The sequence below is a fragment of the Actinoplanes subglobosus genome (assembly GCF_042650585.1).
Lineage (GTDB): Bacteria > Actinomycetota > Actinomycetes > Mycobacteriales > Micromonosporaceae > Actinoplanes > Actinoplanes subglobosus.
Genome location: NZ_JBHSBL010000014.1, coordinates 29,554 through 54,682 on the forward strand (window position 1 = coordinate 29,554; position 25,129 = coordinate 54,682).

At 66.6% G+C, this 25,129-nt stretch carries 17 protein-coding genes and 2 pseudogenes; 9 read left to right on the top strand and 10 right to left on the bottom strand.

Features of this window, described 5'->3' with window-relative positions; genetic code table 11:
- The first annotated feature begins 155 nt into the window (after window positions 1-155).
- From ACFO0C_RS13710 to ACFO0C_RS13735, 6 genes are all read left to right on the top strand, one after another.
- The gene (locus tag ACFO0C_RS13710) at window positions 156-1,700 is read left to right on the top strand and encodes a protein kinase family protein (RefSeq protein ID WP_378066978.1); all 1,545 of its coding nucleotides are present in this window, start codon (window positions 156-158) and stop codon (window positions 1,698-1,700) included.
- 30 nt (window positions 1,701-1,730) lie between these two features.
- Entirely contained in the window at window positions 1,731-2,402 is a 672-nt protein-coding gene (gene sigM, locus ACFO0C_RS13715) for an RNA polymerase sigma factor SigM (protein WP_378066979.1), read from the top strand.
- Entirely contained in the window at window positions 2,399-3,298 is a 900-nt protein-coding gene (locus ACFO0C_RS13720; protein WP_378066980.1) for a hypothetical protein, read from the top strand. Before sigM ends, ACFO0C_RS13720 begins: the two co-directional genes overlap by 4 nt.
- Before the next feature lie 137 nt (window positions 3,299-3,435).
- A complete protein-coding gene (trxB, locus tag ACFO0C_RS13725) occupies window positions 3,436-4,395 on the top strand; it encodes a thioredoxin-disulfide reductase (RefSeq protein ID WP_378066981.1) in 960 nt (319 codons plus the stop codon).
- Window positions 4,396-4,411: 16 nt separating this feature from the next.
- Window positions 4,412-4,735, top strand: a complete 324-nt coding sequence (gene trxA / locus ACFO0C_RS13730; protein ID WP_378066982.1) for a thioredoxin — start codon at window positions 4,412-4,414, stop codon at window positions 4,733-4,735.
- Between the two features lie 92 nt (window positions 4,736-4,827).
- The gene (locus ACFO0C_RS13735; protein WP_378066983.1) at window positions 4,828-5,979 is read left to right on the top strand and encodes an N-acetylmuramoyl-L-alanine amidase; all 1,152 of its coding nucleotides are present in this window, start codon (window positions 4,828-4,830) and stop codon (window positions 5,977-5,979) included.
- A 36-nt stretch (window positions 5,980-6,015) separates the two neighbouring features.
- On the opposite strand, the gene ACFO0C_RS13740 is transcribed toward ACFO0C_RS13735, so the two are convergent.
- On the bottom strand, window positions 6,016-6,675 hold the full coding sequence (locus ACFO0C_RS13740; protein WP_378066984.1) for a GNAT family N-acetyltransferase: 660 nt from the start codon (window positions 6,673-6,675) through the stop codon (window positions 6,016-6,018).
- 152 nt (window positions 6,676-6,827) lie between these two features.
- Here ACFO0C_RS13740 and ACFO0C_RS13745 point away from each other — a divergent pair, with 152 nt between their 5' ends.
- Together ACFO0C_RS13745 and ACFO0C_RS13750 are read left to right on the top strand one after the other, a co-directional pair.
- Window positions 6,828-8,141 (top strand): aminotransferase-like domain-containing protein, encoded by a 1,314-nt coding sequence (locus ACFO0C_RS13745; RefSeq protein WP_378066985.1) that lies wholly within the window; start codon window positions 6,828-6,830, stop codon window positions 8,139-8,141.
- A gap of 8 nt (window positions 8,142-8,149) precedes the next feature.
- The gene (locus ACFO0C_RS13750; RefSeq protein WP_378066986.1) at window positions 8,150-9,112 is read left to right on the top strand and encodes a D-alanine--D-alanine ligase family protein; all 963 of its coding nucleotides are present in this window, start codon (window positions 8,150-8,152) and stop codon (window positions 9,110-9,112) included.
- Between the two features lie 1,255 nt (window positions 9,113-10,367).
- Here the strand turns inward: ACFO0C_RS13750 and ACFO0C_RS13755 are convergent.
- Window positions 10,368-11,030: pseudogene (locus tag ACFO0C_RS13755) on the bottom strand (hypothetical protein); the annotation flags it as partial.
- Window positions 11,031-15,955: 4,925 nt separating this feature from the next.
- Here ACFO0C_RS13755 and ACFO0C_RS13760 point away from each other — a divergent pair.
- Window positions 15,956-17,042 (top strand): annotated as a pseudogene (locus ACFO0C_RS13760) (IS630 family transposase).
- Between the two features lie 1,577 nt (window positions 17,043-18,619).
- Here the strand turns inward: ACFO0C_RS13760 and ACFO0C_RS13765 are convergent.
- The 8 genes from ACFO0C_RS13765 to rpmH all read right to left on the bottom strand — a co-directional run bounded on the left by ACFO0C_RS13765 (window position 18,620) and on the right by rpmH (window position 24,772).
- The gene (locus tag ACFO0C_RS13765) at window positions 18,620-19,672 is read right to left on the bottom strand and encodes a ParB/RepB/Spo0J family partition protein (protein WP_378066987.1); all 1,053 of its coding nucleotides are present in this window, start codon (window positions 19,670-19,672) and stop codon (window positions 18,620-18,622) included.
- Window positions 19,669-20,910 carry a ParA family protein gene (locus ACFO0C_RS13770; RefSeq protein ID WP_378067137.1) on the bottom strand — a complete coding sequence of 414 codons (1,242 nt, stop codon included), beginning with the start codon at window positions 20,908-20,910 and terminating at the stop codon, window positions 19,669-19,671. Before ACFO0C_RS13770 ends, ACFO0C_RS13765 begins: the two co-directional genes overlap by 4 nt.
- A 531-nt stretch (window positions 20,911-21,441) precedes the next feature.
- Window positions 21,442-22,254, bottom strand: a complete 813-nt coding sequence (gene rsmG / locus ACFO0C_RS13775) for a 16S rRNA (guanine(527)-N(7))-methyltransferase RsmG (RefSeq protein WP_378067138.1) — start codon at window positions 22,252-22,254, stop codon at window positions 21,442-21,444.
- On the bottom strand, window positions 22,254-22,832 hold the full coding sequence (locus ACFO0C_RS13780) for a Jag family protein (RefSeq protein WP_378066988.1): 579 nt from the start codon (window positions 22,830-22,832) through the stop codon (window positions 22,254-22,256). The genes rsmG and ACFO0C_RS13780 overlap by 1 nt, the downstream gene beginning before the upstream one ends.
- 128 nt (window positions 22,833-22,960) lie before the next feature.
- Window positions 22,961-23,986 (bottom strand): membrane protein insertase YidC, encoded by a 1,026-nt coding sequence (gene yidC / locus ACFO0C_RS13785; protein WP_378066989.1) that lies wholly within the window; start codon window positions 23,984-23,986, stop codon window positions 22,961-22,963.
- A 1-nt stretch (window position 23,987) separates the two neighbouring features.
- Window positions 23,988-24,245, bottom strand: a complete 258-nt coding sequence (gene yidD / locus ACFO0C_RS13790) for a membrane protein insertion efficiency factor YidD (RefSeq protein WP_378066990.1) — start codon at window positions 24,243-24,245, stop codon at window positions 23,988-23,990.
- Window positions 24,242-24,598, bottom strand: a complete 357-nt coding sequence (rnpA, locus tag ACFO0C_RS13795) for a ribonuclease P protein component (RefSeq protein WP_378066991.1) — start codon at window positions 24,596-24,598, stop codon at window positions 24,242-24,244. The genes yidD and rnpA overlap by 4 nt, the downstream gene beginning before the upstream one ends.
- Window positions 24,599-24,634: 36 nt before the next feature.
- Window positions 24,635-24,772 (bottom strand): 50S ribosomal protein L34, encoded by a 138-nt coding sequence (gene rpmH, locus ACFO0C_RS13800; protein WP_093620811.1) that lies wholly within the window; start codon window positions 24,770-24,772, stop codon window positions 24,635-24,637.
- Window positions 24,773-25,129: the final 357 nt, after the last annotated feature.

Below are 25,129 nucleotides of genomic sequence, written 5' to 3' on the forward strand. Positions count from 1 at the left end.
TTCGGTGCCGGTGCCGCGCCGGGGGGACGACCTGCCATGGCATGGCCGAGTACGGGTATGGTCGGGGGCGGCATGTGCGGTATCCCGCTGTCCCGAGCGCCGCGAGGCTGCCCGGGGAGTTCAGCACCGAGCAATGCACCACCGAGGGAGGACTGGTGACCCAGGTCGGCGAAGGCCACGAGACCGCGGCCGACGAGGCCGGACCGGTCTTGACCTTCGGTGCACCCACCGCCGGTGAGGTTCTGGCCGAGCGCTACCAGCTGGAAGAGCACGTCAACAACGACAGTGCCGGCCGCCAGGTCTGGCGCGGCATCGACGTGATCCTCCGGCGCCCGGTCGCCATGGTTCTCCGGCACCCCGGCGGTGACTCCGCCGTGGAGATGCTCCAGGCCGCGGTCGCTGCGAGCCGGGTCATCCACCCCAATCTGGTCGGCGTCTACGACGCGATCGACGAGCAGGACCGGGCCTACGTGGTCCGGGAGTGGGTCGACGGCGAGTCGCTGCGTGACCTGGTCGCCACCGAGGGCCCGCTCGACCCGGCCCGGGCGATCTCCATCGCCCACTCGGTCGCCGACGCGCTCACCGCTGTGCACGCCACCGGCATGGTCCACGGCAACGTGCACCCCGGCAGCACGCTGATCGCCGACGACGGCCGGGTGGTCCTGGCCGACGCGCGCGCCGACGCGGCCGACAGCACCGAGTCCGACGTCCGGGCGGTCGGCGGCATCCTCTACTTCGCGCTCACCGGCCACTGGCCGCACGCCGAGGTGGGCCGTTCCGCGCTGACCGACGCCAACCGTGACAGCGCCGGCAACCCGGCCGCCCCGCGCCAGATCCGTGCCGGCATCCCCGCCTACCTCGACGACCTCACGATGGACCTGCTGGACCGTCGGGTCGCCGCGCCGGTCTCCGACGCGCTCACCGCCGAGCTGGGCCGCCTCGACGCCGCCGCCGAGGACGAGGAGTATGAGGACGTCGGTCCCCTCCGCTTCGTGCAGGGCGGTTCCTCGTCGTCGAGCGAGCCGATCCGCAGCGCTCCGAAGATCCTGGTCGGTGTCGGCGCGCTGATCGTCATCGCGATCATCGGTCTGATCTTCGGCATCCGCGCGATCAACAACACCGGCAAGACGACCGCCGCTGGCGACACGCCGGCGACAGAGCCGGCCACCGGTGCGGACGGCGGTGCTGCCCAGGAGCCCGCGCCCGATCCGCAGAAGATCAAGATCACCGCCGACATGGTGCGCATGGTCGACCCGCCCCGCGGAGACCGGCTCGACGGCGACCAGGCGAAATACACCGTCGACGGCGACCCCAGCACCGTCTGGGAGACCTCGCGGTACAACAGCGCCCGTTTCGGTAACTGGAAAGCCGGCATGGGCATCCTGATCAACCTGGGCGAGAAGCGCTCTCTCTCCGAGGTGCAGGTCACGACCTCGGCGCCGGGCGCGACGATCGACGTGCGCACCGGTGAGAACGATCCTGGCGACACCTCCAAGGGCGACGAGAAGATCGTCAAGGAGTACAAGTCGCTCAAGGACGAGACGCCCGACAAGAGCACCGGGACGAAGTCGTACATCACCGGTTTCGATCCGAACCAGAAATACCAGTACGTGCTGGTCTTCCTCACCGAGCTGCCGCGCGCCGAGGACGGCGACCGGTTCCAGATCAGCGTCAGCGAGATCGAGCTGTCCGGGTACTGATCGACGGCGCCGGTGCACTAGATTGCTGGCGTGACGTTCCGGGGCGTACCACCCGGCGACCTCGGTGACGCGCCGAGCGACGCCGACCTGGTCCGTGCCCACGTGGCCGGCGACCCGGAGGCGTTCGCCGAGCTGGTGCGCCGCCACCGGGACAGGCTGTGGGCGGTGGCTCTGCGAACCATCGGCGATCGCGAGGAGGCCGCTGACGCCGTTCAGGACGCGCTGCTCAACGCGCACCGCAACGCGGCGAAGTTCCGCGGCGAGGCGGCCGTCACGACCTGGCTGCACCGCATCGTGGTGAACGCGTGTCTCGACCGGATGCGCCGCCGTCAGGCCCACCCCACCGTCCCGCTGCCCGACGGCAACCGTGACGACGACCGTCCCACCGGCCCCGAGCCGGCCGCGGCCGCCCCCGACCAGGACACCGTGCTGGTCGTGCGGGATGCGCTGGCAGCTCTGCCGTTCGAGCAGCGTGCCGCGATCGTGCTGGTCGACGTCCAGGGCTACGGGGTCGCCGAGGCCGCCGAGATGCTCGGTGTGGCGGAGGGCACGATCAAGAGCCGATGTGCCCGCGGCCGCGCCAGGATGGCGACGGCCCTGGGATATCTGCGGGGGAACCAGAGCGACGGCGGGACCGTCCCATCCAGGCCGGCGGCGGCGAGTCCGCTGCCGTCCGGAGTCGAGCGGAGGGAGCCGCGGTGACGGGCGCCGAGTTCGAGGGGGTCGACTTCGACCTGCTCGCCGACTATGTCGGTGGCGCTCTGGACGGCACCCCCGATGAGGAGCGGGTGGCCTCGCTGGTGGCCACGGACGAGACCTGGCGGGCCGCCTACGAGGCGCTGGAGCCGGGGGTGATCGCGGTCGGTGCGGTGTTGCGGGAGCTCGAGCCGGAGCCGATGCCCGACGATCTGGCGGCTCGGCTGGACGCCATGTTCCGGGTGCCGGTTTCGACGGACACTCTGGTTTCTGCTCCGGCTGATTCCACGGCCGCGGCCGTTCCCGACACCTCGCCGACGGAGAGCGCGGAGCCCGTACCGGCAAAGGTCGTTGATCTTGATAAGGCCCGTCGCCGCAGACGGTGGGCCGCCCCGATCGCGGTGGCCGCCGGAGCTGTCGCGTTCGCCGCTCTCGGGGTTAATTCTTTCCTGACCTCGGACGCTGCGGAGGACACCGCCGCCGGCTCGGGGTTGTCCGAGGCCGCGCCTATGGCGGATCGCCCGGTGTCCGGTGAGATGGCCCGCAGCGGGATCGACTACACCGAGAGCACGCTGGCACAGGCGGCCGCGGGGCAGATGCGCACCGCAGCCGGATCGGTCGACTCCCCGCAGGTCGCCGGCCAGGCGGACCTCTATCAGGCGGGCCGGCTGGACCGTCTGAGCGCGCCGGACGCTCTCGCCGCCTGCGTCCAGGAGATCACCCGGGAGAACGGCGGTGGGGTCCTCGCGGTGGAGTTCACGGATTATGCCCGGTTCGAGGGAAACCCGGCGCTCATCGTGCGTTTCTCCGCCGCCAACGGCACATGGGTGTGGGCGGTCGGCCCGGAGTGCGGCACGCCCGGTGCGGGCGCGGACGAGCTGAAGCGACTGCCGGTACGCTGACGAGAATCCTCGTGTGAGGATCCCCGCGTGAGGTCGGACACCAGCCGTGCCCGGGGAATGGCGGATACCTAGCATGACGTTCTAGCGTGCAGTGTCGCCGACCTATACGTGCGACGAAACAGACTGAGGAGTCGGCAGTGGACGAGGTCCGTAATCTGATCATCATCGGGTCCGGACCGTCGGGCTACACCGCGGCGTTGTATGCGGCCCGGGCCAACCTCAATCCCCTGGTCATCGAGGGTGTGAACTCCGGTGGCGCCCTGATGACCACCACCGAGGTGGAAAATTTCCCGGGCCACCGCGACGGGATCATGGGTCCCGAGCTGATGGACAACATGCGGGCCCAGGCGGAGAAGTTCGGCGCCGAGTTCCTGACCGACGACGTGACCCGGGTCGAGCTGACCGACAAGCCGACCGAGGCCGGCACCGAGGGCCTTAAGACCGTCTGGGTCGGTGAGCGGCAGTTCTTCGCCCGCGCCGTGATCCTGGCGACCGGTTCCGCGTGGCGCCCGATCGGCGTTCCCGGTGAGCAGGAGCTGCTCGGCCACGGCGTGTCGTCGTGCGCCACCTGTGACGGCTTCTTCTTCCGCAACCAGCACATCATCGTCGTCGGCGGCGGCGACTCGGCGATGGAGGAGGCGACCTTCCTCACCCGGTTCGCCGAGACCGTCACCATCGTGCACCGCCGGGACAGCTTCCGGGCCAGCAAGGTCATGCAGAAGCGCGCGCTGGACAACCCGAAGATCAAGATCGAGTGGAACACGGTGGTCGAGGAGATCCTCGGCACCGACGGCAAGGTCGTCGGCGCCCGGCTCCGCGACGTCAACTCGGGCGAGACCAAGGTCCTGGACGTCACCGGCGTCTTCGTGGCGATCGGCCACGACCCGCGCAGCGAGCTCTTCAAGGGCCAGGTCGAGCTGGACGACGAGGGCTATGTGAAGGTCGACGCGCCCAGCACCCGCACCAACATCCCCGGCGTGTTCGCCGCCGGTGACCTGGTCGACCACACCTACCGGCAGGCCATCACCGCTTCCGGCACCGGCTGTGCCGCGGCGCTGGACGCCGAGCGCTTCATCGCTTCATTCGTAGAGCTGTAAGACCCGGGAGGTCCTTGTGGGAGCAACCAAGGTGGTCACCGACGCCACCTTCGCCAGTGACGTGCTGAAATCCGGTAAGCCGGTGCTCGTCGACTTCTGGGCGGAGTGGTGCGTGCCCTGCAAGAAGGTCGACCCGCTGCTCGCGGAGATCGCCAACGAGATGGGTGACCAGGTCGAGATCGTCAAGGTCAACATCGAGGAGAACCCCGAGATCGCCATGAAGTACGGCGTGATGACGGTTCCGACCCTCACCATCTTCAAGGACGGTGAGCCGTTCAACTCGGTGACCGGGGCGAAGCCGAAGAGCTTCCTGGTCAACTTCATCGAGACGGCGCTGTAGAGAATCCTCTCTCGTGAACGCCCCGCGCCCCGGTTGGGTCGCGGGGCGTACTCTCGCGAAGGTCGTCCTTTTCTCGCCCTAGGGAGTCGTGAGTGCGGTCCATCCGACGCGGAGACACCGGCGTGGCAGTTTCCGAGATCCGGTCGATCCTGGTCGGCCTGGAGCTACTTGCCGAGGCTGACCCCGACGTCTTCGACGAGGCGCTGGAGACCGCGGTGCGGGCCTTCCAGCAGAGTCGTGGGCTCGGCATCGACGGCATGGTCGGTGACGAGACGTGGGGCGCGCTCGACGCGGCCCGTTGGCGGCTCGGCTCCCGGGCCCTGTTCCACTCGGTTCCCGACGCCCTGGTCGGCGAGGATGTCCGGTCCCTCCAGGAGCGGCTCCTGGAGATGGGCTTCGACGCCGGTCGTCCCGACGCCGTCTACGGCGGGCGGACGGCTCGTGCGGTCGCCCAGTTCCAGCGTGAGGTCGGTCTCGTCCCGGACGGTTCCTGCGGCCCACAGACGGTCAAGGCGCTGCGCCGGCTCGGCCGCAAGGTCGTCGGCGGCCGCCCGCAGTGGCTGCGTGAGGCCGAGGCGTTCCGCCAGTCCGGCCCCAACCTGGTCGGCAAGACCATCGTCATCGACCCCGGCCACGGCGGCGGTGACGACACCGGTGTGGTGGTGCCCGACGGCCCGCTCCGGTGGAACGAGGCCGATCTGGTCTTCGACCTGGCGTCGCGTCTGGAGGGTCGGCTGTCCGCGGCCGGCATGCGGGTGCACCTGACCCGTGGCCCGTCACCGGCCGCCCCGATGAGCGGCGCCGAGCGGGCCGCCCTGGCCAACACGCTCGGTGCGGACCTGCTGATCTCACTGCATCTGGACGGGCACGAGTCCGAGTCGGCCGAGGGTGTGGCGTCCTACCACTACGGCACCGGTAACGGTCTGAGTTCCACGGTCGGCGAGCGGCTGGCCAACCTGGTGCAGCGCGAGATCGTCGTGCGGACCGGGATGCACGATTGCCGTACGCATGCCAAGACCTGGGATCTTCTGCGGCTGACCCGGATGCCGACGGTGCGTGTGGACCTCGGCTATCTGACGTCACCGGCCGACCGTGAGCGTCTGATCGACCCGATGTTCCGTGAGCAGATCGTCGAGGCGCTGCTCGCCGCGGTGCAGCGGATGTATTTCCCGGTGGAGCGCGATGTCCCCACCGGTTCGATCGACGTCCGCCAGCTGCGTCTCGCGCTGGCAGACAAGAGCTAGCGTCTCTCCCGCTCCGGTCGGCTGCTCGCGGGCGTCTCAGTTCTCCGCAGACCTCGTCGCAGTGACGGGGCGGACCGGGCGCAGCAGGGTCTCCGGGCTCATCGAGCCGAGCAGCTTCTCCAACGCGTACTCGACGTCGGATTTCCAGGACAGGGCCGTCCGCAGCTCCAGCCGCAGCCGCGGGTACCGGGGATGCGGGCGGACCGTCTTGAAGCCCACCGACAGGAAGAAGTCGACCGGCGCGATACAGGCCGACTCGTCGATCTCGTCCGGTTTGGCGTCACCGAAGGCCTCGACCGCCTTCACCCCACGCTTGGTGAGGTCACGGGCCACGCCTTGGACCAGCATCCGGCCCAGGCCGCCGCCGACGAAGGCCGGCACCACCTTGGCTGTGGTCAGCAGAGCGGCGTCGGCACTCACCGGTGATGTCGGGAAGGCCATGCCGCGGGGGACGTAGGCGGGTGGTGCGTACATCACGAAGCCGGCCGGCATCCCGTCGACATACGCCAACTTGCCGCACGAGCCCCACTCCAGCAGCGTCTGCGAGACCCAGGCCTCTTTCTCCAGCCCGGGGTCGCCGGTGGCGCAGGCCCGCTCCGCGGAGACCGGGTCGAGCTCCCAGTAGACGCACTGCCGGCAGGGCCGGGGCAGGTCCTCGAGCGTGTCGAGGGTGAGGTTGACCAGGCGTCGCGACATAAGCCGACCCCTTGCATTCGCATGGGCATGGACCGGACGCCGCCGCGCCCCCGCCGAATCCTACGTCGGAACCACCATGAACGGGAGCAGGTCGGGCAAGTACCGGGCGGCATTAGGATCGCCTCAGTCTCATTTTTCAAGGGGTGATTCGCATGACCGGTACGACCCAGGACGATTACACCGATCGGTACGCGCGACGGGTGCGCGGGATGACCACGTCGGAGATCCGGGCCCTGTTCGCTGTCGCCAGCCGTCCGGAGGTGGTGTCGCTGGCCGGCGGCTCGCCGTACATCGCCGCGCTCCCCCTGGACGCGGTCGGCGAGATGCTCGGCGACCTGGCCTCCCAGCAGGGCGCCACCAGCCTGCAGTACGGCATCGGCCAGGGCACCATCGACCTCCGCGAGCGCATCTGTGAGGTGATGTCGCTGTCCGGCATCACGAACGCGTCCCCCGACGACGTGGTGGTCACCGTCGGCGGACAGCAGGCTCTCGACCTCCTGGCCCGCCTCTTCCTGGACCCGGGTGACGTGGTGCTCGCCGAGGGGCCGACCTACGTCGGCGCACTCGGCGTGTTCCAGGCCGCCCAGGCACAGGTCCGGCACGTGGCAATGGACGACGAGGGCCTCATCCCGGCAGCGCTGGAGGAGGCAATCCGGGCCACCGCGAGGGAAGGGAGGCAAGCGAAGTTCCTGTACACGATCCCCACCTTCCAGAACCCGGCCGGCGTCACCCTGTCGGAGGAACGCCGCGAGCAGATCCTCGACATCTGCGAGCGCGCCGGGCTGCTGGTGGTGGAGGACGACCCGTACGGCATGTTGTCCTTCGAGGGTGACGCCCCGCTGCCGCTCCGGGCCCGCCGCCGTGAGGGTGTCTTCTACTGCTCGACCTTCTCCAAGACCTTCGCGCCCGGCCTGCGGGTCGGCTGGGTGCTCGCGCCGCACGCCGTCCGCGAGAAGCTGGTGATGATGAGCGAAGCCAACGTGCTGTGCCCCAGCGCGTTCGCTCAGGCCGCCGTCACGCAATATCTGTCGACGATGCCGTGGCAGGAGCAGATCAAGGTCTACCGGGAGATCTACCGGGAGCGGCGGGACGCGCTGCTCAGCGCTCTCGAGGATTTGATGCCGGCCGGCACCACGTGGACCAGGCCGACGGGCGGGCTGTTCGTCTGGGCGACCCTGCCCGAGGGCCTCGACTCGAAGGCGATGATGCCGCGGGCCATCGCCGCGCGCGTCGCCTACGTGCCCGGAACGGGCTTCTACGCCGACGGGACCGGACGGGGCAACATGAGGCTCAACTTCAGCTTCTCGGCCCCGGAGCGGCTGCGTGAGGGCGTGCGGCGCCTGTCCGGGGTGATGGAGCAGGAGCTGGCCATGCGTGCCGTCTTCGGCGGTGCCGGCCTTCAGCCGGGACATCAGCGCCGTCGTGGCCCGGCCGCCGCGGACGCTCCCGGTCCCGACTTGGCATGATCTCCAGCATGGGTACGCGTGAGGATCTGCGAGTTCTGGTGTTGGCCGGCGGGCTGTCCTACGAACGGGACGTGTCCCTGCGGTCCGGTCGCCGGGTGCTCGACGCGCTCCGGTCCGTCGGCCTGACCGCCGAACTCCACGACGCCGACGTGTCCCTGCTGCCGGCGCTCCAGGCCGACCCGCCGGACGCCGTCGTCATCGCCCTGCACGGCGCCACCGGTGAGGACGGGTCGCTGCGAGGGGTCCTCGACCTGTGCGGGGTCCCCTACGTCGGTGCCGACGCGCAGGCGGCCCGGCTCGCCTGGGACAAGCCGTCCGCCAAGTCGATGCTGCGAGAGGCCGGGATCCCCACACCGGACTGGGTGGCGCTGCCGCACGACCGGTTCTCCGAGCTCGGTGCGGTCGCGGTCCTCGACCGGATCGTCGACCGGCTCGGTTTGCCGCTCATGGTCAAGCCGGCGCAGGGCGGGTCCGGTCTGGGGGCCGCGGTGGTCCGGGAGGCCGGCGATCTGCCCGCGGCGATGGTCGGCTGTTTCGCGTACGACTCGACGGCGTTGGTCGAGCAGTATGTGACCGGCACCAACGTCACCGTCTCGATCGTCGACCGGGGTGACGGGCCGGAGACACTGCCGATCGTGGAGATCGTTCCGCGGGACGGGGTCTACGACTATGCGGCGCGGTATACGGCCGGGCTGACGACCTGGCACGTACCGGCCCGCCTGTCGGCCGCGGTGGCGGGTCGGGTTTCGGAGATGGCGCTTGCGGCGTACAAGGCGTTGGGATTGCGGGACCTCTCCCGCATCGACGTGATCGTCACGGCGGATGGTGAGCCCCAGGTTCTCGGATGCAACGTGTCGCCGGGTCTGACCGAGACGTCGCTGTTGCCGTTGGCGGTGCACGCGGCGGGGGTTGATCTCGGAGATGTGCTGAGTGCGTTGGTGGAGCGGGCGGTGGCTCGGCGGGAGCGCTGAGGCGATGTTTCACGTGAATCAGGCCCGGCGGGGATCGCCGGGCCTGATTCGTTTTTCGTCCTGGGGTCCGCTTCAGAGCGCGTGGTTGGGTCTGCTCCGGTTTCGCTGCGGTTGGGTCTGCTCCGGTTTCGCTGCGGGGGGCTATTGCGGTGGCGTCCGGTTCTGCCCTCGGGCGCTGATGGGGCTGAACTCGGGGTTCTGATCGTTCGGTCGCATCCGGTTCGCTCCCCGGAATCCTGCTTCCTCGCTCGCACTAGGGACTCTCGGTTCGTGCCGGAATCCCGCTGATTTGCTTGTGGCCGGCTCACCATGGGATCCCGCGTTCTCTGCTCGTGGCCGGCTTGCCGCCGGATCCCGCGTTTCCCTGCTCGTGGCCGGCTCACCATCGGATCCCGCGTTCTCTGCTCGTGGCCGGCTTGCCGCCGGATCCCGCGTTTCCCTGCTCGTGGCCGGCTCACCACCGGATCCCGCGTTTCCCTGCTCCTGGTCGGCTCACCACCGGATCCCACGTTCTCGTTCGGGGCCGGTCGCCCTGCGATCTCACTCCGGAATCGCTCCCTCTGCGATCTCGCCAGATCTCCGCGTTCCTCCTCCTGCGTCCCCGCTGGCCCGCCGCGTTCCTGCCACCAGTACCCGTCCGGCATACCAGCTGGATTCCTTATTTCGCGGCTATCGCTTCGGCGACCGGATCACAACTACGGACCAACTCGGAACCGCGTGCCCGCTGCGCATCCATCTCATGCGGCCTTAGCCCCGCCCTACCGATGGCGGCACCCGTCCAATCTCGGTCTGGCACATCTCGGAGTCGGACGGCCCAGTCACGTTGCCGCACTCGGAAGCCCACCCGGTCCCGCCCGTGGGGCTTCATTCGGGGCCCAACTGGCTCGAACATCAGAGTCGCAGCCCGGAATCCGACCCGCCTATCCACCAAGCCGTTGCCGACTCCGTTGCCGCACTGCCGCACTGCCGCACTGCCGCACTGCCGCACTGCCGCACTGCCGCACTGCCGCACTGCCGCACTGCCGCACTGCCGCACTGCCGCACTGCCGCACTGCCGCACTCTCCAGTGCAGCAAAACAGCTCTCAGCCTCGTCGGCATGCCGTTCGCATCCAGGCGCTGTCTGTCCTCAACGACCGGCCGATACCTACCCGGGTACATCTCTGTGTCGGCGCATCGCCGGGCACGGAAACACGTACATGCCGAACCATTGCCGTCTCGGAGGCCTCTGCATCTCGGAGGCCTCTACGTCTCGAAGGCCTCTACGTCTCCGAGCGTTGCCGGGCGCCTGTCGTCAGAACCGGCATCCATGCTCGTCGGAACGTTGATGGTGGCCGGAGACTCCCACTCGATGTGGGCGGGCTCGGCGTTGGCCTTACCACCGAAGTCAGCAAGCCAAGCAGCAACGAGCGCCAGGTTCTCCCGCCACTGCGCCTCCGGAACAACCGGCAGTATGTCGTCCCAGAGCGACAGGAAGGTGCCACGCAACTGGAGCCGGCCGTAGGGCCGAGCCAGGAACCACATGTGCAGGTGCGCCGAACCGTCCCCCCAACGATTCACGTGAACCCGCGCAACCCCGTCCAACGACCGGATGGCCCGCTCGAGCCGAACCGTCATGACCCCGAGTTCCGCCGCAAGCAGATTCGGCAAGTCACCCAGGTCCAGGTGCGAACGGCACTCAAGGATCAACACCATCGGCAGCCCGGTCGGCCGATCCATGGCGCGAACGCGCCACCTCTCGCTGACCCAGATGTACGAGTCATCATGCGTCCCGCAAGCCACACAGTCAGAGGCGTCCTCCCCGCTCCGGGGTGGTTCCACCTCCACGGGAGGGGCGAGTTTCTTGACCCGCATATCGCCCTCGAAGGGGAACGACGGCCAGCGTGTGAAGTCAGGCAGGGAGGAGGTGTTCTCAGACACGACGTGACCTTAGCCCAGCCCAGGAGGGGCTGTCCCGGGTCAATTTCGCACGAGGGAGGGACCCTTCGCATGTTGACGACGATGAAAATGAGTCCTTCCACACACGCGTCCCCAAGTTATCCACAGGACTTATCCACAGGCCCCCTGGTTTCACGTGAAACACGACGTAGAACGCTTGCGCACCCTGTGGATAGAGCGGTGGACGACGCTCACAACATCGGTGGCGTTTCACGTGAAACACCAGCAGCCCCAGAATCAACAGGCGCAACACACAGGTTGTGGATAGTGGCACTCACGCATGTCTGCCGACCCCCAGACATCGGCACCCGCCCACTTCCAGCGAGCGATCATCGCCGTGTCAGTCCGCCCTGACTCCCCGTGCCAGGCCAGCAAACCCGAACCGTGGTCACATCTGCGCGAGGCCAAGATCCTTCCGGGCGCACCTACCAACAACGACGACACCATCATCGGGACAGGAGGCACGACCCTACTCAAGGGCCTAGCTTTGTCACCGAACTAGCTCAACCCCAGACGGTCCCACCGTCAAAGACCGTGGGCGGGACTCCCGGCAAGAGGTTGTAAGCGAGTCGGCCACCATGTAGGCGGTTTCCAGCAAGCAGCTTTGAATGATCAGTTTTGAGCTAGAGCCTTGGAGCAGGAGTCCCGGAACGCACCTAGGCAAGCGCCCCACAACACGGGACCGCCCCAGGACGAACCCAGCTGAGCTGGATTCAGTTCAATCCAACAGAGACGCTTCCCATCGACCTTTCAATTGCTGAAGGCCGGGTTCAGGAACATCACTGATGACTCCCGCTGTCTGATGACTCCCGATATCTCGCCGAGGAAGGGCAAGAGGAGCACTACGCCGATCGGCTCGCCCGGACCAGCCCCTCGAGCCTACGACGAGTCCCGGACAGCACACCGGAGATGCCGATGCCGCCTTCGGATGAGCTTCACCCTCTTCTCAGGCACCGACACACCACCCTTATTACACGCCGACCCGCCACCCAGCTCCGAGGCGTGGAGGGGCGCAGCCAGAATTCTCAGCTGTGCAGGCCCACTGCGCTTACTTCTGGAATGAGCGTGTCTCCAGCAGACGGGTCTGAGACTTCAAGCGTCGCCATCCGGTTGATCACGACTGCCGCGAGAGCTGTGTCAGAGACCACAACGCTTCGATCGCCGCCGTAATGGATAGCCGGCGTGCCTCGCTGGGCAAACGAATGTCCAGCCACAGCATTGGGCCAAGATTGGCAAGCGATACCAGGGCTTGTCCCGAGTGGTTAGTGACGGATGCCGCGCAGTCCAACGTCGGCAGCGTATTCCAATGGAGGAAGCTGGGGGACGCCAAGGAAGTGTCAAGGGCGGCCTGCTGTGATTGCCGGGCGACGCATCGTTCCTGTCTGGTTGGCCTCCGCGTGGAGCCTTGTCGTTGGCTTCCGCCTCGGCGTTTAGCTGGCGTGGCGTAGCTGCTGTCTGATGGCCAGCGCCCGGTATAGATGACGCCTTGTACTGCGACCGGAGGCATGCGAAGCCAAGCCCGGCTGGATTGGCGACGGGTCGAATTCGTCGTTCAAGAGCCTAGGCATCGTGCGTCCGAATTCCGTTGGGCGGCCCCCAAGCGTGGCAGCATTATTCTGAGCCTGGGATCGAATCCGCAGGGGGCAGGGGTGTCAGCGCAGCTGCGTTGCCTACCCATGAAGGGCGATCTCGCATCGGTGTTGCGGCGGTCAAGAAGCCAGCCGGTCATAGGACAGCGCGGGTCGCAAGCCACCACACATCTCCGGCGCTTTCATTCGACCCATCGTGTTTTCCTTTTCCAACAGTGCCCCCAAACACCCCTGCCGCTCCTGGACGGCCTCCCAACCTGTTCGAAGCTTTCCTCAGACACGCTTGGCAGAGCTTCCGCCGGACACACTTTTCGCAGCGGGGCCCGTGATCACTTCGGCAGCCTCGATTCCAGCATCGCTCTACCGCCGACTAGCGATCACATGGTCGGCCAGTTCTCTTACCGGACTCCTCCACCGATCATGGGCTCCAATTTGACCGTCGCACCAGCCTTACCGCTTCCACGTTTCCAAGGCACTGCCCGTCGATCAAAGGGTGAGGGGTTCTCGGCGCTTCATCATGCATGGCCTCCTCAGCCAAGATCCTTCCCGAAACGACATCCCTAGCATCGGCCCACGTCGGATACGTCTGCCAGGTAACAAGATCGACACCTCTAGCGCCAAGCCGTCGTTTCACGTGAAACACCGGGCACCGGGCACCGGGCACCGGGCACCGGGCACCGGGCACCGGGCACCGGGCACCGGGCACCGGGCACCGGGCACCGGGCACCGGGCACCGGGCACCGGGCACCGGGCAGATTATGCGCCCTCGCGTTTCACGTGAAACCACAGGCGACGTTCGACGAAATCAACGCCCTCGGCCACCGCCGGATGCGCACTAAAAAAGCCGCTGTAGCTTTGGACCACAGACACCCAGCCTTCCCATGGCAACTGCAACATGGCTAGGCGGACGAGTAGCTGTCGGAGCAAGGCGCACTTTCGACAGCGCCGGGACTCGATCCTGATCGACGACGCGCGGCGAGTCTCTTGCCACGCTGGCCCCACTTCAGTCAGTTCAGTAGGGCAACACAACAGTCACCGATCCGGCCTGGTTCAACAGGCTGGCGTTCGACTGGCTCCCTCCTGTGGTCGCAAGAAGTGTCCGACACATAGGACGTCAGATTGCTGTAGCCGGCACAACCGCACTCGACTCCCACACGCCACGCCCCAAACGCGTACCAGAATCTCGCTATAACCGGCCATCCGTCGGAGACGAACGGGAAAGAACACGGCGGCCTAAAGCACCGAAACCGACCAGCCTTGAAGCCGGCAGCGGGGTCTCCTTAGGACCGAACAACCGGACCAACGGATCACCACGGACGGCGTCGATGTCGGCCTGGGCCAACACCGGCTAGCCGCGGGCCCCCGCAGGCAAGGTTCGGTTCCAGTGGGCATCGCAGGCAAGGTTCGGTTCCAGTGGGCATCGTAAGGGCCGCAGCATTTCGCGAGCCTCGGGAAGCCCTCCGCCTAGCGGTGACCGCAATGCTCGGCGCCAACCCGTGCCTCAGCCCGGTACCCCTTCAGGCCGGCGAGGCACCGGCCGTCTAGCCGATTCGGCGTCGCCATCTCTGACGGCTGGTATCCCAACGGGCGCGCCTAACGAGGAGCCCGCAGAGCCTGCTGGATGTAGCCAACCAATCCTTGACGACGCCCCGCCACCCAACCGGGGCGCGGGGCGTTCACGCAGACCCGGCACCTCCCATGCCAATCGTCCAGCAACCAAGCAGCGCTCCAGCCGCGACGACAAACTAAGCGTGCTCCCCAGGCTTAGTTGACACGCGATCTAGCGGCCGAGAAGTCCAGGGCGCCTACACGACTGATCCTCGCAGGCTCACCCGATCCAAGATCAAAAAATGCGCACCATCGTCACGCTACTTCAGGTTGGAGGGTGCCCCTCTTGAACTCAGCTTGGTAGGTACGCGTATTTAGCGCAGTGCAAAGCCGCTTCCTCGCCGCATACAGATCTGCCCGCTAGGGGCGCCCGAGTTGGCAGAAGGCTATCGGCAGGCCGTGTTTCACGTGAAACATCCGTGCTGCTCTCGACTTCAACCGCCGGCATCGCCCCTTCTAAGTCGAGACGAGGTCCTGGGCCACAGACTGCCGAGCTGGGCTCGACATGCCGGTTCGAGCTATTCGATCAGCGAACCTGTGGTTCTACGACAAGACCCAGCCAGCACCACCAAGCCACCGGTTTTCTTCTGCCTGCGCCAGAACCCGTCAGCCGAGCCTCACGACCCTTCTTTGACCGGACGAATCGCCCCACCCTCTGGCCGGCCGCATCCCACTCCGACGATCTTGTCAACCTGGACCGAGCACCCCTGACCCTTGCCCAACCATCCTATGAATAACGAGACCCGCCCAAGGGTGGTTTAACGCGGTCGTAGGTCACCGAGTCCACCGCAGCGCCGATTGGGTCGACTTCCCGGAGTCGGTCTCGATGCCAAGAGATGGTCCCCGACTGGGGCGCGGCCAGGTCGGCTAGCGAAATCCGGGCAGCTTACGCCTAGAGCAGCAAGAGAGCTGGCCCATCCGCCGTCGAGCCAGGCTCTGACCAAACAAATACGTATCCCAATTCAGGTAGAGCGGAGCAGAGGGAGCCGGGCGAGACCGAGCCGGGCGAGACCGAGCCGGGGAAGGCGAACCTAGACGAGACCGACCTGGGCGAGACGAGGTCTGGGCCAGACTGCCGAGCTGGGCTCGACATGCCGCTGTCGGTAGCAGAGACAGCATCGTCGCGCAGTTGACGCTGACCCTCACGATGGCTTGCGCTGACTCAGGGCCGCCGATACTAGAGCCCGGATACGACAGCGACGGCACGGACTAGAGGGCGGCCGTACAACGTCGTGCCTGCGGTCAAGCCAAGGGTCCTTGATGGACCAACCTCTACGGCGTACCGGAGGGCAGCCATGATGCTTGTTCTCGGCTGTACTACCCGGCCCGACCGATCTCCTCACCAACACTGTTTCACGTGAAACGGCGGGGCGACTCGACAGTGCTGCCCTGCCTCGGCACCGGATTCGCGACCGCAGGGCTACCAACGATGCCGATCGCATCTAGTTTGCTCAGCCCAACTAGACCAGCTGCCGCTGAACCGGAACGCAGACTTGGCGGGGTCAGATGAACGGCTCCTGGAGAAGACGGAGGAACGACTTCACCCATTCACGCAGCCCGAGAATGGGTCTAGTTCCGATGCGGAGGATGCGATGTGCACGGCCACGACATCATGACCTCTCTTCCACCACCGCTGTGACAGATGCTCGGGACCAATGCTAGAGAGTTCGTTCTGTATCGTTCGCGAGCCCCGAACCGCCTCGGAAGGCGATGGGCTCCGGCCGGCTGGGTTCGAGTCGGATACGACAGCTATCTCGACGAGGAACCCATCCGGTCCACGCTGAATCAGCTGACATCCAGGTCCCCGGGATACACCGAGCCCCACTAGCCAGCCGAGCCAGCCAGGACCAGGACACGATCCGGCAGGTCATCCACCGGTTCAACAAGACCGAGATGGCCAGCCTGGGCCCCTCGGTGGGCGGGTGGCCATCCCCGCCAGATCAGCACCGACGACGAGCAGTTCATCGTCACGACGGCCAAGGCCCGCCCCGAAGCGCTGGGGCGGCCGTTCACCCGGTGGAGCATCCGCAAGCTCACCGAATACCTGAACCTACAGCCCGCCCGGTCCATGGAGATCGGCCGGGAACGTCTGCGGCAGCAGATCCTGCACCGTAACGGCATCACTTTCCAGCGGACCAAGACGTGGAAGGAATCACCGACCCCGGCCGCGACGCCAAACTCGCCCGCATCGAGTACATCAGCACCACATGCCGCAACGGGTGTTCGCGTTCTACAAGTTCGGGCCGCTGGCGATCCGCCCGCACGGCGGCGCCGGCTGGGCACCCGCCGGGCGTCTCGACCGGCTCCCGGCGAACTATCACAAGCTGCACGGGTGCGGCAGTTCCACGGCTGCTAGAGCGTCGGCGACGACCGGTTCTGGGGCGTCATCCGGCGCCGTAAAGGCGCCGCGAACACGCTCGCCGCACCGAAATCCATCCGCCGGGCACGCCCGGACGGAGCACCGATCTACATCATCTTGGACAACCTGTCCGCGCATAAGGGCAAACGGATCCGTGCCTGGGCGGACCGCAACAAGGTCGAACTCTGCTTCACACCGACGTACGCGTCCTGGACCAACCCGATCGAAGGCCAGGTCGGGCCGCTACGCACCTTCGTGATCGCCGGCTCGAACCACCCGAACCATACCGACCTGGCCCGAAAACTGCACGCTTACCCGCGCTGGCGCAACGCCCACGCCCGCCACCCCGACGTACTGACAGCTCAACGCCGAGAACGAGCCCACGTCCGCAGCGAACGACAACAACGCTGGGGCCAACCCGCCGTCCGAACGGCCTGACGCCAGCACCCCAAACGTTCTTGGTCAGGGCATTAGCTCGGCAACCACCACACTCACAAACGCTAGGTACCGAACCGACCCTGATGGGAACCCACAGCATCGATGCACTGAAGCTCGCTCGATAAGCGACTAGCTACCTAGCCCTGGCGAATAGCAGTGGTCGGCACGATCCGCTCAGGCTCTCACCACCGGCCGCCAACACAGCCGCAGACGCCAGCCCGCTTAGGAGTCGGATGCGACCGAACCTCAAGCGCAGGCCGCCATCGTCACGTCTCTCGAGCCCCGATCACGGTATCGAGCGGCTACAGCAAAGCGCGTTGAGCCGACACGGACCGAGGCCATAGCCCACCAGCACCGATGAAGCCGGAAATGTCGGGAGCGGCGTGTGCACAACAAAGCTCGTCCGAAGGCTCACGACGGCAGCAGCATGTGCACAGCGAAGCTCGTCCGAAAGCTCACGACGCACAACGGCGGAGGTGGTCCGCGCCCCTGTCAACCAAGACAATGGCTGCTGTCCAAGGCACCAAACCACTTCGCCAATGGGGAGTGGTGTGAGGTTGGCGAGGGCCGTTCGCGGGTCGATGTGGGATCCCGCCCGCGTGGTGTCCGACGGCCTGCATGCATCACACAACGGACGGCAGAAGGGCAATCTCAGACAGAACAACTTCAAGTCGATTCACCCACGGAGCAGCCGACGAGTAACCCCATGGGAAAAACGAGTCAGTGAGCTCCCCCGGCCCCCGGCCCCCGGCCCCCGGCCCCCGGCCCCCGGCCCCCGGCCCCCGGCCCCCGGCCCCCGGCCCCCGGCCCCCGGCCCCCGGCCCCCGGCCGATTGTCGCTGACACTTGTCTCATCCATCGGCTGGCGACCAGCCGTCAAGTCGATGAGAGAGACAGCAACGCGAGACACCGCGTCGTACGGAGTGCGACTCGATCTCGGATTCATGTTTTAGACGGACGTCACCCAAGGGCGTTTTCGGTTCTGTCAGAACGATTCTCCTGGGATTTTGAATCCGAGCCGCAACGGCCAAGCTGAACTTCAGAACGCGAACTTAGCCCTTTTTGTCGCAAGCATCGACCGCAACTGCCAATCGAAGAGCGAGGACCAAGATCAGAGACCGAGAGCAGAAGATCCAGAACGAGAGAAGAGGCGCGAGGCGTGAGAAGGGAGCGGAGGTACGCGGGACACGCGAAGGGACGGAAGAGTTGTAACGACACGAGAGACGCCACGGAGGACATGAGGGCAGAAGACACGAGGACAGAGACACGAGGACTGAAGGCACGAGAACGAAGAGGCAGAGGCGCGAGAACGGACGCAAGGATGAGACGCAAGGATGAGACCTAAAGACAAGACCTATAGACAAGACCTAAAGACAAGACCTAAAGACAAGACCTAAAGACAAGACCCAAGACAAGACCCAAGACGAGACCCAAGACGAGACCCAAGACGAGACGCAAAGGAGAGGCCAGGAGAAGACATAGGACGGGAGCGATGGAGGTGCAAGGAGCCGACGATCAACCAACGAAAAGCGGGACACGTGATCACTCACGCGCCCCGCACCGAAGAGCAAGAGCCGGCTACTCCTCGACAGACCCACCGTCGCGGACCGAGCCCTCTTCCTCGACCCCGATCATGCCCACAATCCGCTCAAGGTCATCAACGGTCGCGAACTCTATCGTGATCTTGCCTTTGTTCCGGCCGATGTCGACCTTGACCCGGGTGTCGAACCGATCCGACAACCGCTCAGCCAAGTCATTGAGAGCCGGCGCATGCACCTTGGCGCGCCGAGTAGGCGCAGCCTTCTTAGCTGTCGTCTCCTCAGACGCCGCGAGGTGAACGATCTCCTCGGTAGCCCGAACCGACAGCCCTTCCCGAACGATCCGCTCAGCAAGCGCATCCTGAGCCGCGCTGTTGTCGAGCCCCAACAACGCCCGGGCATGTCCAGCCGACAAAATCCCTGCAGCCACCCGCCGCTGGACGGCAGCGGGCAGGTTCATCAGCCGAATCGTGTTGGAGATCTGCGGGCGGCTGCGCCCGATCCGCCGAGCAAGCTCCTCGTGCGTGGCACCGAACTCTTCCAGCAACTGCTGGTAGGCAGCCGCCTCTTCCAGCGGGTTGAGGTTGGCCCGGTGAATGTTCTCGAGCAGCGCATCCCGGAGCATCGCATCGTCCGGGGTGTCTCGGACGATCGCCGGAATCGTCTCCTTGCCGACGGCTTGGGCGGCCCGCCAGCGACGCTCACCCATGACCAGCTCGTACCGGCCGTCACCGAGCTCGCGCACCACGATCGGCTGGAGGAAACCCACCTCCTGGATCGAGGTCTTGAGCTCCTCCAGTGCTTCTTCGTCGAAGACGTGCCGCGGCTGCTTGGCGTTCGGCTCGATCACCGAGACCGGCAGCTCGGCAAAGCGTGCCCCAGGAACCGGCGCGAGATCAGGCTCCGCAGTCGGTGCGGCTGGCGGTTCGACAACAGGAGAGGGCGGCGGCGACGCCGCAGCCGTGGGCGGCGGCGACACCTGTTCGGCGATCGGATCCGGCAGCACCTCGACCGGAGCCGCCGTCTCACCGGCGGGCGCCGTCGGGATCAGTGCGCCCAGGCCGCGGCCCAGGCCACCCCGCCGGTTCTTCATGCCGTGCCTCCCGTATTGACCCCACGAACGGCGAGTTCCAGGGCAGCCTCGAAGTAGCTGGTAGCTCCTCGTGAACCCGGATCGTAGGTCATAACCGACTGGCCGTAGCTGGGAGCCTCCGATACACGCACGTTTCGGGGGATCACCGCGTTCAGCACCTTTGCGCCGAAGTGGTTCCGCACGTCCTGTTCCACCGCATCTGCCAGACGCGTACGCCGGTCGTACATCGTTAGCAAGATCGTAGAGACATCGAGGGTGGGATTGAGGTGCTGACGCACCAGGTTGATGTTGTTGATCAGCTGATTGAGACCTTCCAGCGCGTAGTACTCGCACTGAATCGGGATCAGCACCTCCTGCGCCGCGCACAGGGCGTTCACCGTCAGCAGCCCCAGCGAGGGCGGGCAGTCGATGAAAACGTAGTCGAACTTCTCCGGGTGACCCGCGATCGCCCGGGCCAGCCGCGACTCACGGGCAACCACCGAGACGAGTTCGATCTCCGCACCAGCGAGGTCGATGGTGGCCGGCACACAGAACAGGTTCGGGATGCCCTCGACCGGCTGCGCGACCTCAGCCAGCGGCACGTTGTCGATGAGGCAGTCGTAGACGTCCGGCACGCCGGCGTGGTGCGGCACGTTCAGGCCGGTGGACGCATTGCCCTGCGGGTCCAGGTCAACCACCAGCACACGGTTGCCGTGGAGCGCGAGCGCCACAGCAAGGTTGACCGTCGTGGTCGTCTTCCCGACGCCGCCCTTCTGGTTGGCGACGCAAATCACCCGCGGGTGGTCTGGGCGCGGCATGATGATCTCGCCGCTCGGGTTGAGGATCTGCACAGCTCGCAACGCTTCCATAGCAAGGGGCGGATCGTCCTCATCCGCCGCTGGCGTTTCACGTGAAACATGCTCGGTCGACTGAACCGGAACCCCCGAAGGAGCATGAACCGGCATCCCCGCCGGAACATGAGCCGACATCTCCGCCGAACCACGATCAGGCATCCCCGGCGGGACATGAGCCGCCCCTCCGGATGGAGCATGACCCGGCCCGCCCAAGGAGGCCTGAACCGGCCCGCCCGAAGAAGGAGCAGAAGCCGGAACTCCTAAGGAGGGAGCAACAGCCGACGCTCCTGGGGAAGGCACAGAAGCATGTGGCATCGGCGCACCGTATTCATACGCCGACGACGGACCATATCCACCCGTCCTGGGCTGCGGAACGTCGCCGGCGTGCGGCCCGCCCACGCTCATGCCCGACGGCCTGTCGAGAGGCGACTCGGTTTCACGTGAAACACCGTACTCATGCACCGCTTCATCCCTGATGGCTAGGAAGGGGTTGGCCGGCAGAACGTGGCTCCGGCAGGGGAGACACTATCGACATCCGGCCAGCCTACGGGTGTCGGGCATGTGTCGCCATGGTCGTCCGTCCGATGAAGCGAACACGATCAAGCAAACACAACGCCGCTCCATCGTCTTCCAATGACACGGCAAACACCATGACGCCGGGCACAAGCTTCTCGCGAACCCACGACTCCCGACCCGAAAGGCCGCCAGAACCGCCGAAATTCAACACCACGATGGGGTACGGCCACCCGGTCCCGTAACAACGCGGAAGAGGTCACACCAACCCGCGCACCCCACAACCGCACCACAGCCCCAACAACCCAAACAGACCCCCTGAGCCCCTCGGTGAGCACCCAAACAGCCCTGCCCCACCCCGAACCAAGCACCCACCCACTTGAGGGCCACTCCGGGACAGAGAACCGCCACCCCACAACGCTCTCACCCCCGGCGCGATCTACCACGCCCGCCGCGGCGACCGGACGCAGAGGAACCAGAAGCAGAAGCAACCGAACGACGCCCAGGCACCACATGCCGCTCTTTGGCGATCTCCACAATCGTCGTAGGCGGATCGATCAGCCCTTCGCCACACAGATGAATCACCGCCGGCCCACCACCGAGACCCTGCACAGTCGCAGCATGCTCAACGATCTCGTCGACCGCAGTGGAACCTTTCATGGCGAGCAGCCGCCCTCCGACCGCGGCCAGCGGAAGGCACCATCCGGCAAGCTTGTCCAGCGCCGCCACTGCCCGAGCGGTGACCACATCAGCGCCAGGCAGCTGTCCAACGACCTCTTCCGCACGCCCTCGAACGACGGTGACGTTGTCCAGTCCGAGAACGACGACCGCCTCATCGAGGAAGGACGTACGCCGCGCGAGCGGCTCGACGAGGGTGATGGCGAGGTCCGGCCGGGCGACGGCGAGCACGAGCCCGGGCAGTCCAGCACCGGATCCGACGTCCACAACGGTGGCACCAGTCGGAATCATCTCGGCCATCACGCCGCAGTTGACGAGATGCCGCTCCCACAGCCGGGGAGTCTCGCGTGGCCCGATCAGCCCGCGCACCACCCCTTCAGTGGCGAGGAGCTGGGCATACCGTCCCGCGAGTGCGAGCCGCTCCCCGAAAACCACACCGGCAGAGGCCGGCGGTTCGCCGAGGGACGTGGAGTCGGAGTCGGCGGGGAAAGACGACGGCCCGGGCGTCTCATCGCCCGGGCCGGAGTCACCCGCGCCGTAGCGGGTATCCGTCACGATCAGTCCGCCACGCGCACCACGATGCGGCGGCTGGGCTCGACGCCCTCGGACTCGCTCTGCACACCCGGAATCGCGTTGACGACGTCGTGGACGCACTTGCGCTCGAATGCCGACATCGGCTCCAGGCGGACCGGGTCGCCGTGCTCCTTGACCTTCTCGACCGCGTTACGGGCGACGGCGGCGAGTTCCTTACGACGGGCGGCGCGGTAGCCGCCGATGTCGAGCAGCAGCCGGCTCGGTGATCCGGTCGCGCGGAAGATCGCGAGGCGGGTGAGTTCCTGGAGCGCTTCGAGGGTGGCGCCGCGCTGGCCGACGAGCGGCTGGAGACGGCCGCCGACAACCTCGACCATCGGCCGGCCCGCGGAGACGAGCTCGTCGATGTCGCCGTCGTAGTCGAGGATGTCCAGCAGGCCCTCGATGTAGTCCGCGGCGATCTCGCTCTGACGGAACAGGTCGCCGTCCGAGGCGACGGTCTCCGACTTCTTGCCCTCTTCGGCGGCGACGGCCGCGTCGGTGGCGGCCGGCTCGACAGCGGTGGCTGACGAGTCGGCGGAAGGGGGAGTGCTGGTGTCGGTCACGGTCTCATCTCCGTTGTGTTCGGGCCGGACCTAAGTCGGTCCGCTGTTCCCACGCGGTGAAGCGCGGGGAGGTCACTGAAAACCGAGGAGAGCGCTCGGGCGTCAGTGGAGCGACGCCCGAGCCGCGATCATCCCTTGGGTTTGTTCGCCGGTCGGGCGCCCTTCTTCGGATTCACCGGTTTGGCGCCTGGCTTGGGTGCGAGGGCCTTGGTCTCGACGACCGGGGTCACCGGCTCGGCCTCGGTCTTGCGACTGAACAGACCACCGGTACGGGCCGGCTGAACCGGGCTCTTGGGACCGCCCGCGGTCTTGGTGCCGGCGGCGGGACGATTACCCGTACCACCCTTATTGGCCATCTGCGGCGGCGGGAACTTGCGGAGCACCCACTGCTGCTGAGCCAGGGTGAACAGGTTGTTCGTCACCCAGTAGATGACCACACCGATCGGGAACAGCGCGCCGGAGAAGAGCAGCGTGAAGGGGATGCCGTAGAGCATCAGCCGCTGGATCATGAGCTGCTGCGGGTCCTCGGCCCAGCCGGTCTTGAGAATCATCTGCCGCTGGGTGAGGAACGTGGTGGCCATCATGACCAGGACCAGGACGGCGGCCAGGATCTTGACGGTGGTGCCGTCGGCGCCGAGGGCCGCCAGTTGCTCGGAGGTGGAGCCGAACTTGGCACTGATCGGCACGTTGAACAGGTGGGCCTGGAAGGCGCTGTTGAACTGCTCGAGCGGCCAGCCGTACAGCTGCTTGTTCTCGTCGGAGAGGCCCGGCTTCAGGTGCTGGAGCACGTGGAAGAGGCCGAAGAAGACCGGGATCTGCAGGAACATCGGGAGGCAGCCCATGAGCGGGTTGGCCTTCTCCACCCGGTAGAGCTCCATCATTTCTTTCTGGAGCGTCTCCCGGTCGCCCTTGTGCTTCTCCTGGAGCGCCTTGACCTTGGGCTGGAGCGCCTGCATGGCGCGCTGGCTCTTGATCTGCTTGACGAAGACCGGGAAGAGGATGACGCGCAGGGTCACGACGAGGAAGAAGATCGCGAGGATCCAGGCCCAGTTCGTGCCGAGCACGCGGTCGTCGGGTATGCCGATCGCATCCCACAGGGAATGCCATCGCAGAAGAATCCACGAGATGGCGTAGTAGATCGGGTCGAGACTCAATCTATTCTCCAGTCACATCGGCAGGACGGTGACGGATCGGGTCAGGCACCGGGTCATACCCGCCAGGGTGGAAGGGATGGCATCGTAGGAGCCGCCAGATCGCCAAGCCCGTACCCCGCAGAGCGCCGTGCCGCGCCAGAGCTTCCTGGGCGTAGGCACTGCATGAGGGGTAGAAGCGGCAGCGTGCCGGCAGCGCCGGACTCAAGTATCGACGGTACGCGACGACCAGAGCGGTCAGGAGCCGGGCGGGCAGGCTCATCGTGGCCGCCGGGGTCTGCTGGCGGACGCGAGCGCCCCTTCCAGGTCGGTGGCCAGAGTGGCGTAGGTGGCACCGGCCGCCGGCGGAAGAGCACGGATCACCACCGTCGCACCCGCGGGAAGCTCGTCGAGCAACGGGCGAACCAGGTGCCGCAGCCGTCGCTGAACCCGATTACGGACGACCGAGTTGCCCACTGCTTTGGACACGACGAAGCCGGCGCGCGCCGTTGAGGCGAACGCCGGCTCATCAACAAGCAGGTGAACGACCAGGGTCCCGCGGCCGGCTCGGCGGCCACCGCGGATCGCTGCGGCGAAGTCCGCACTACGCCGCAGTCGTTGCGCCGCGGCCAGCACGACTACCTGGGCATTCCGACCCGACTAGCGGTCGGCTCAGGCCGACAGCTCGCCGCGGCCCTTGGCGCGGCGGGCGGACAGGATGGCGCGGCCGGCACGGGTGCGCATGCGCAGCCGGAAGCCGTGGGTCTTGGCACGCCGGCGGTTGTTCGGCTGGTAGGTGCGCTTGCTCACGTCAAAACTCCGTCTTCGTACTACGACTCTGGGGGCATCATGCGCTGCAAGACGCCACTTTAGCAGAGCGCGGCGGAGCAACCGCCCAACCCTACGCAGGCCCCCTGGGGTGGTCAACCATATCCTGGGTCGGCACGCCGACATGGGCGGGCGCCCTCGGCCTACCAGGTCTTTCCGTGCACAAAGTGAATCTTTTACCGCGACTGGGCAGGGGATGGCCCGGACGGCGGTTGTAGTCCACCTCTCGCCGCTGTTAGCGTGCGCGGTTGCTGGTCTTACCGGCCGTTCGCAGACCGCGAGGCGGCGGCCAAAACCGGACAAGCAGGTGGATCGTTCGCCACGGTGAGCCTGTTTACC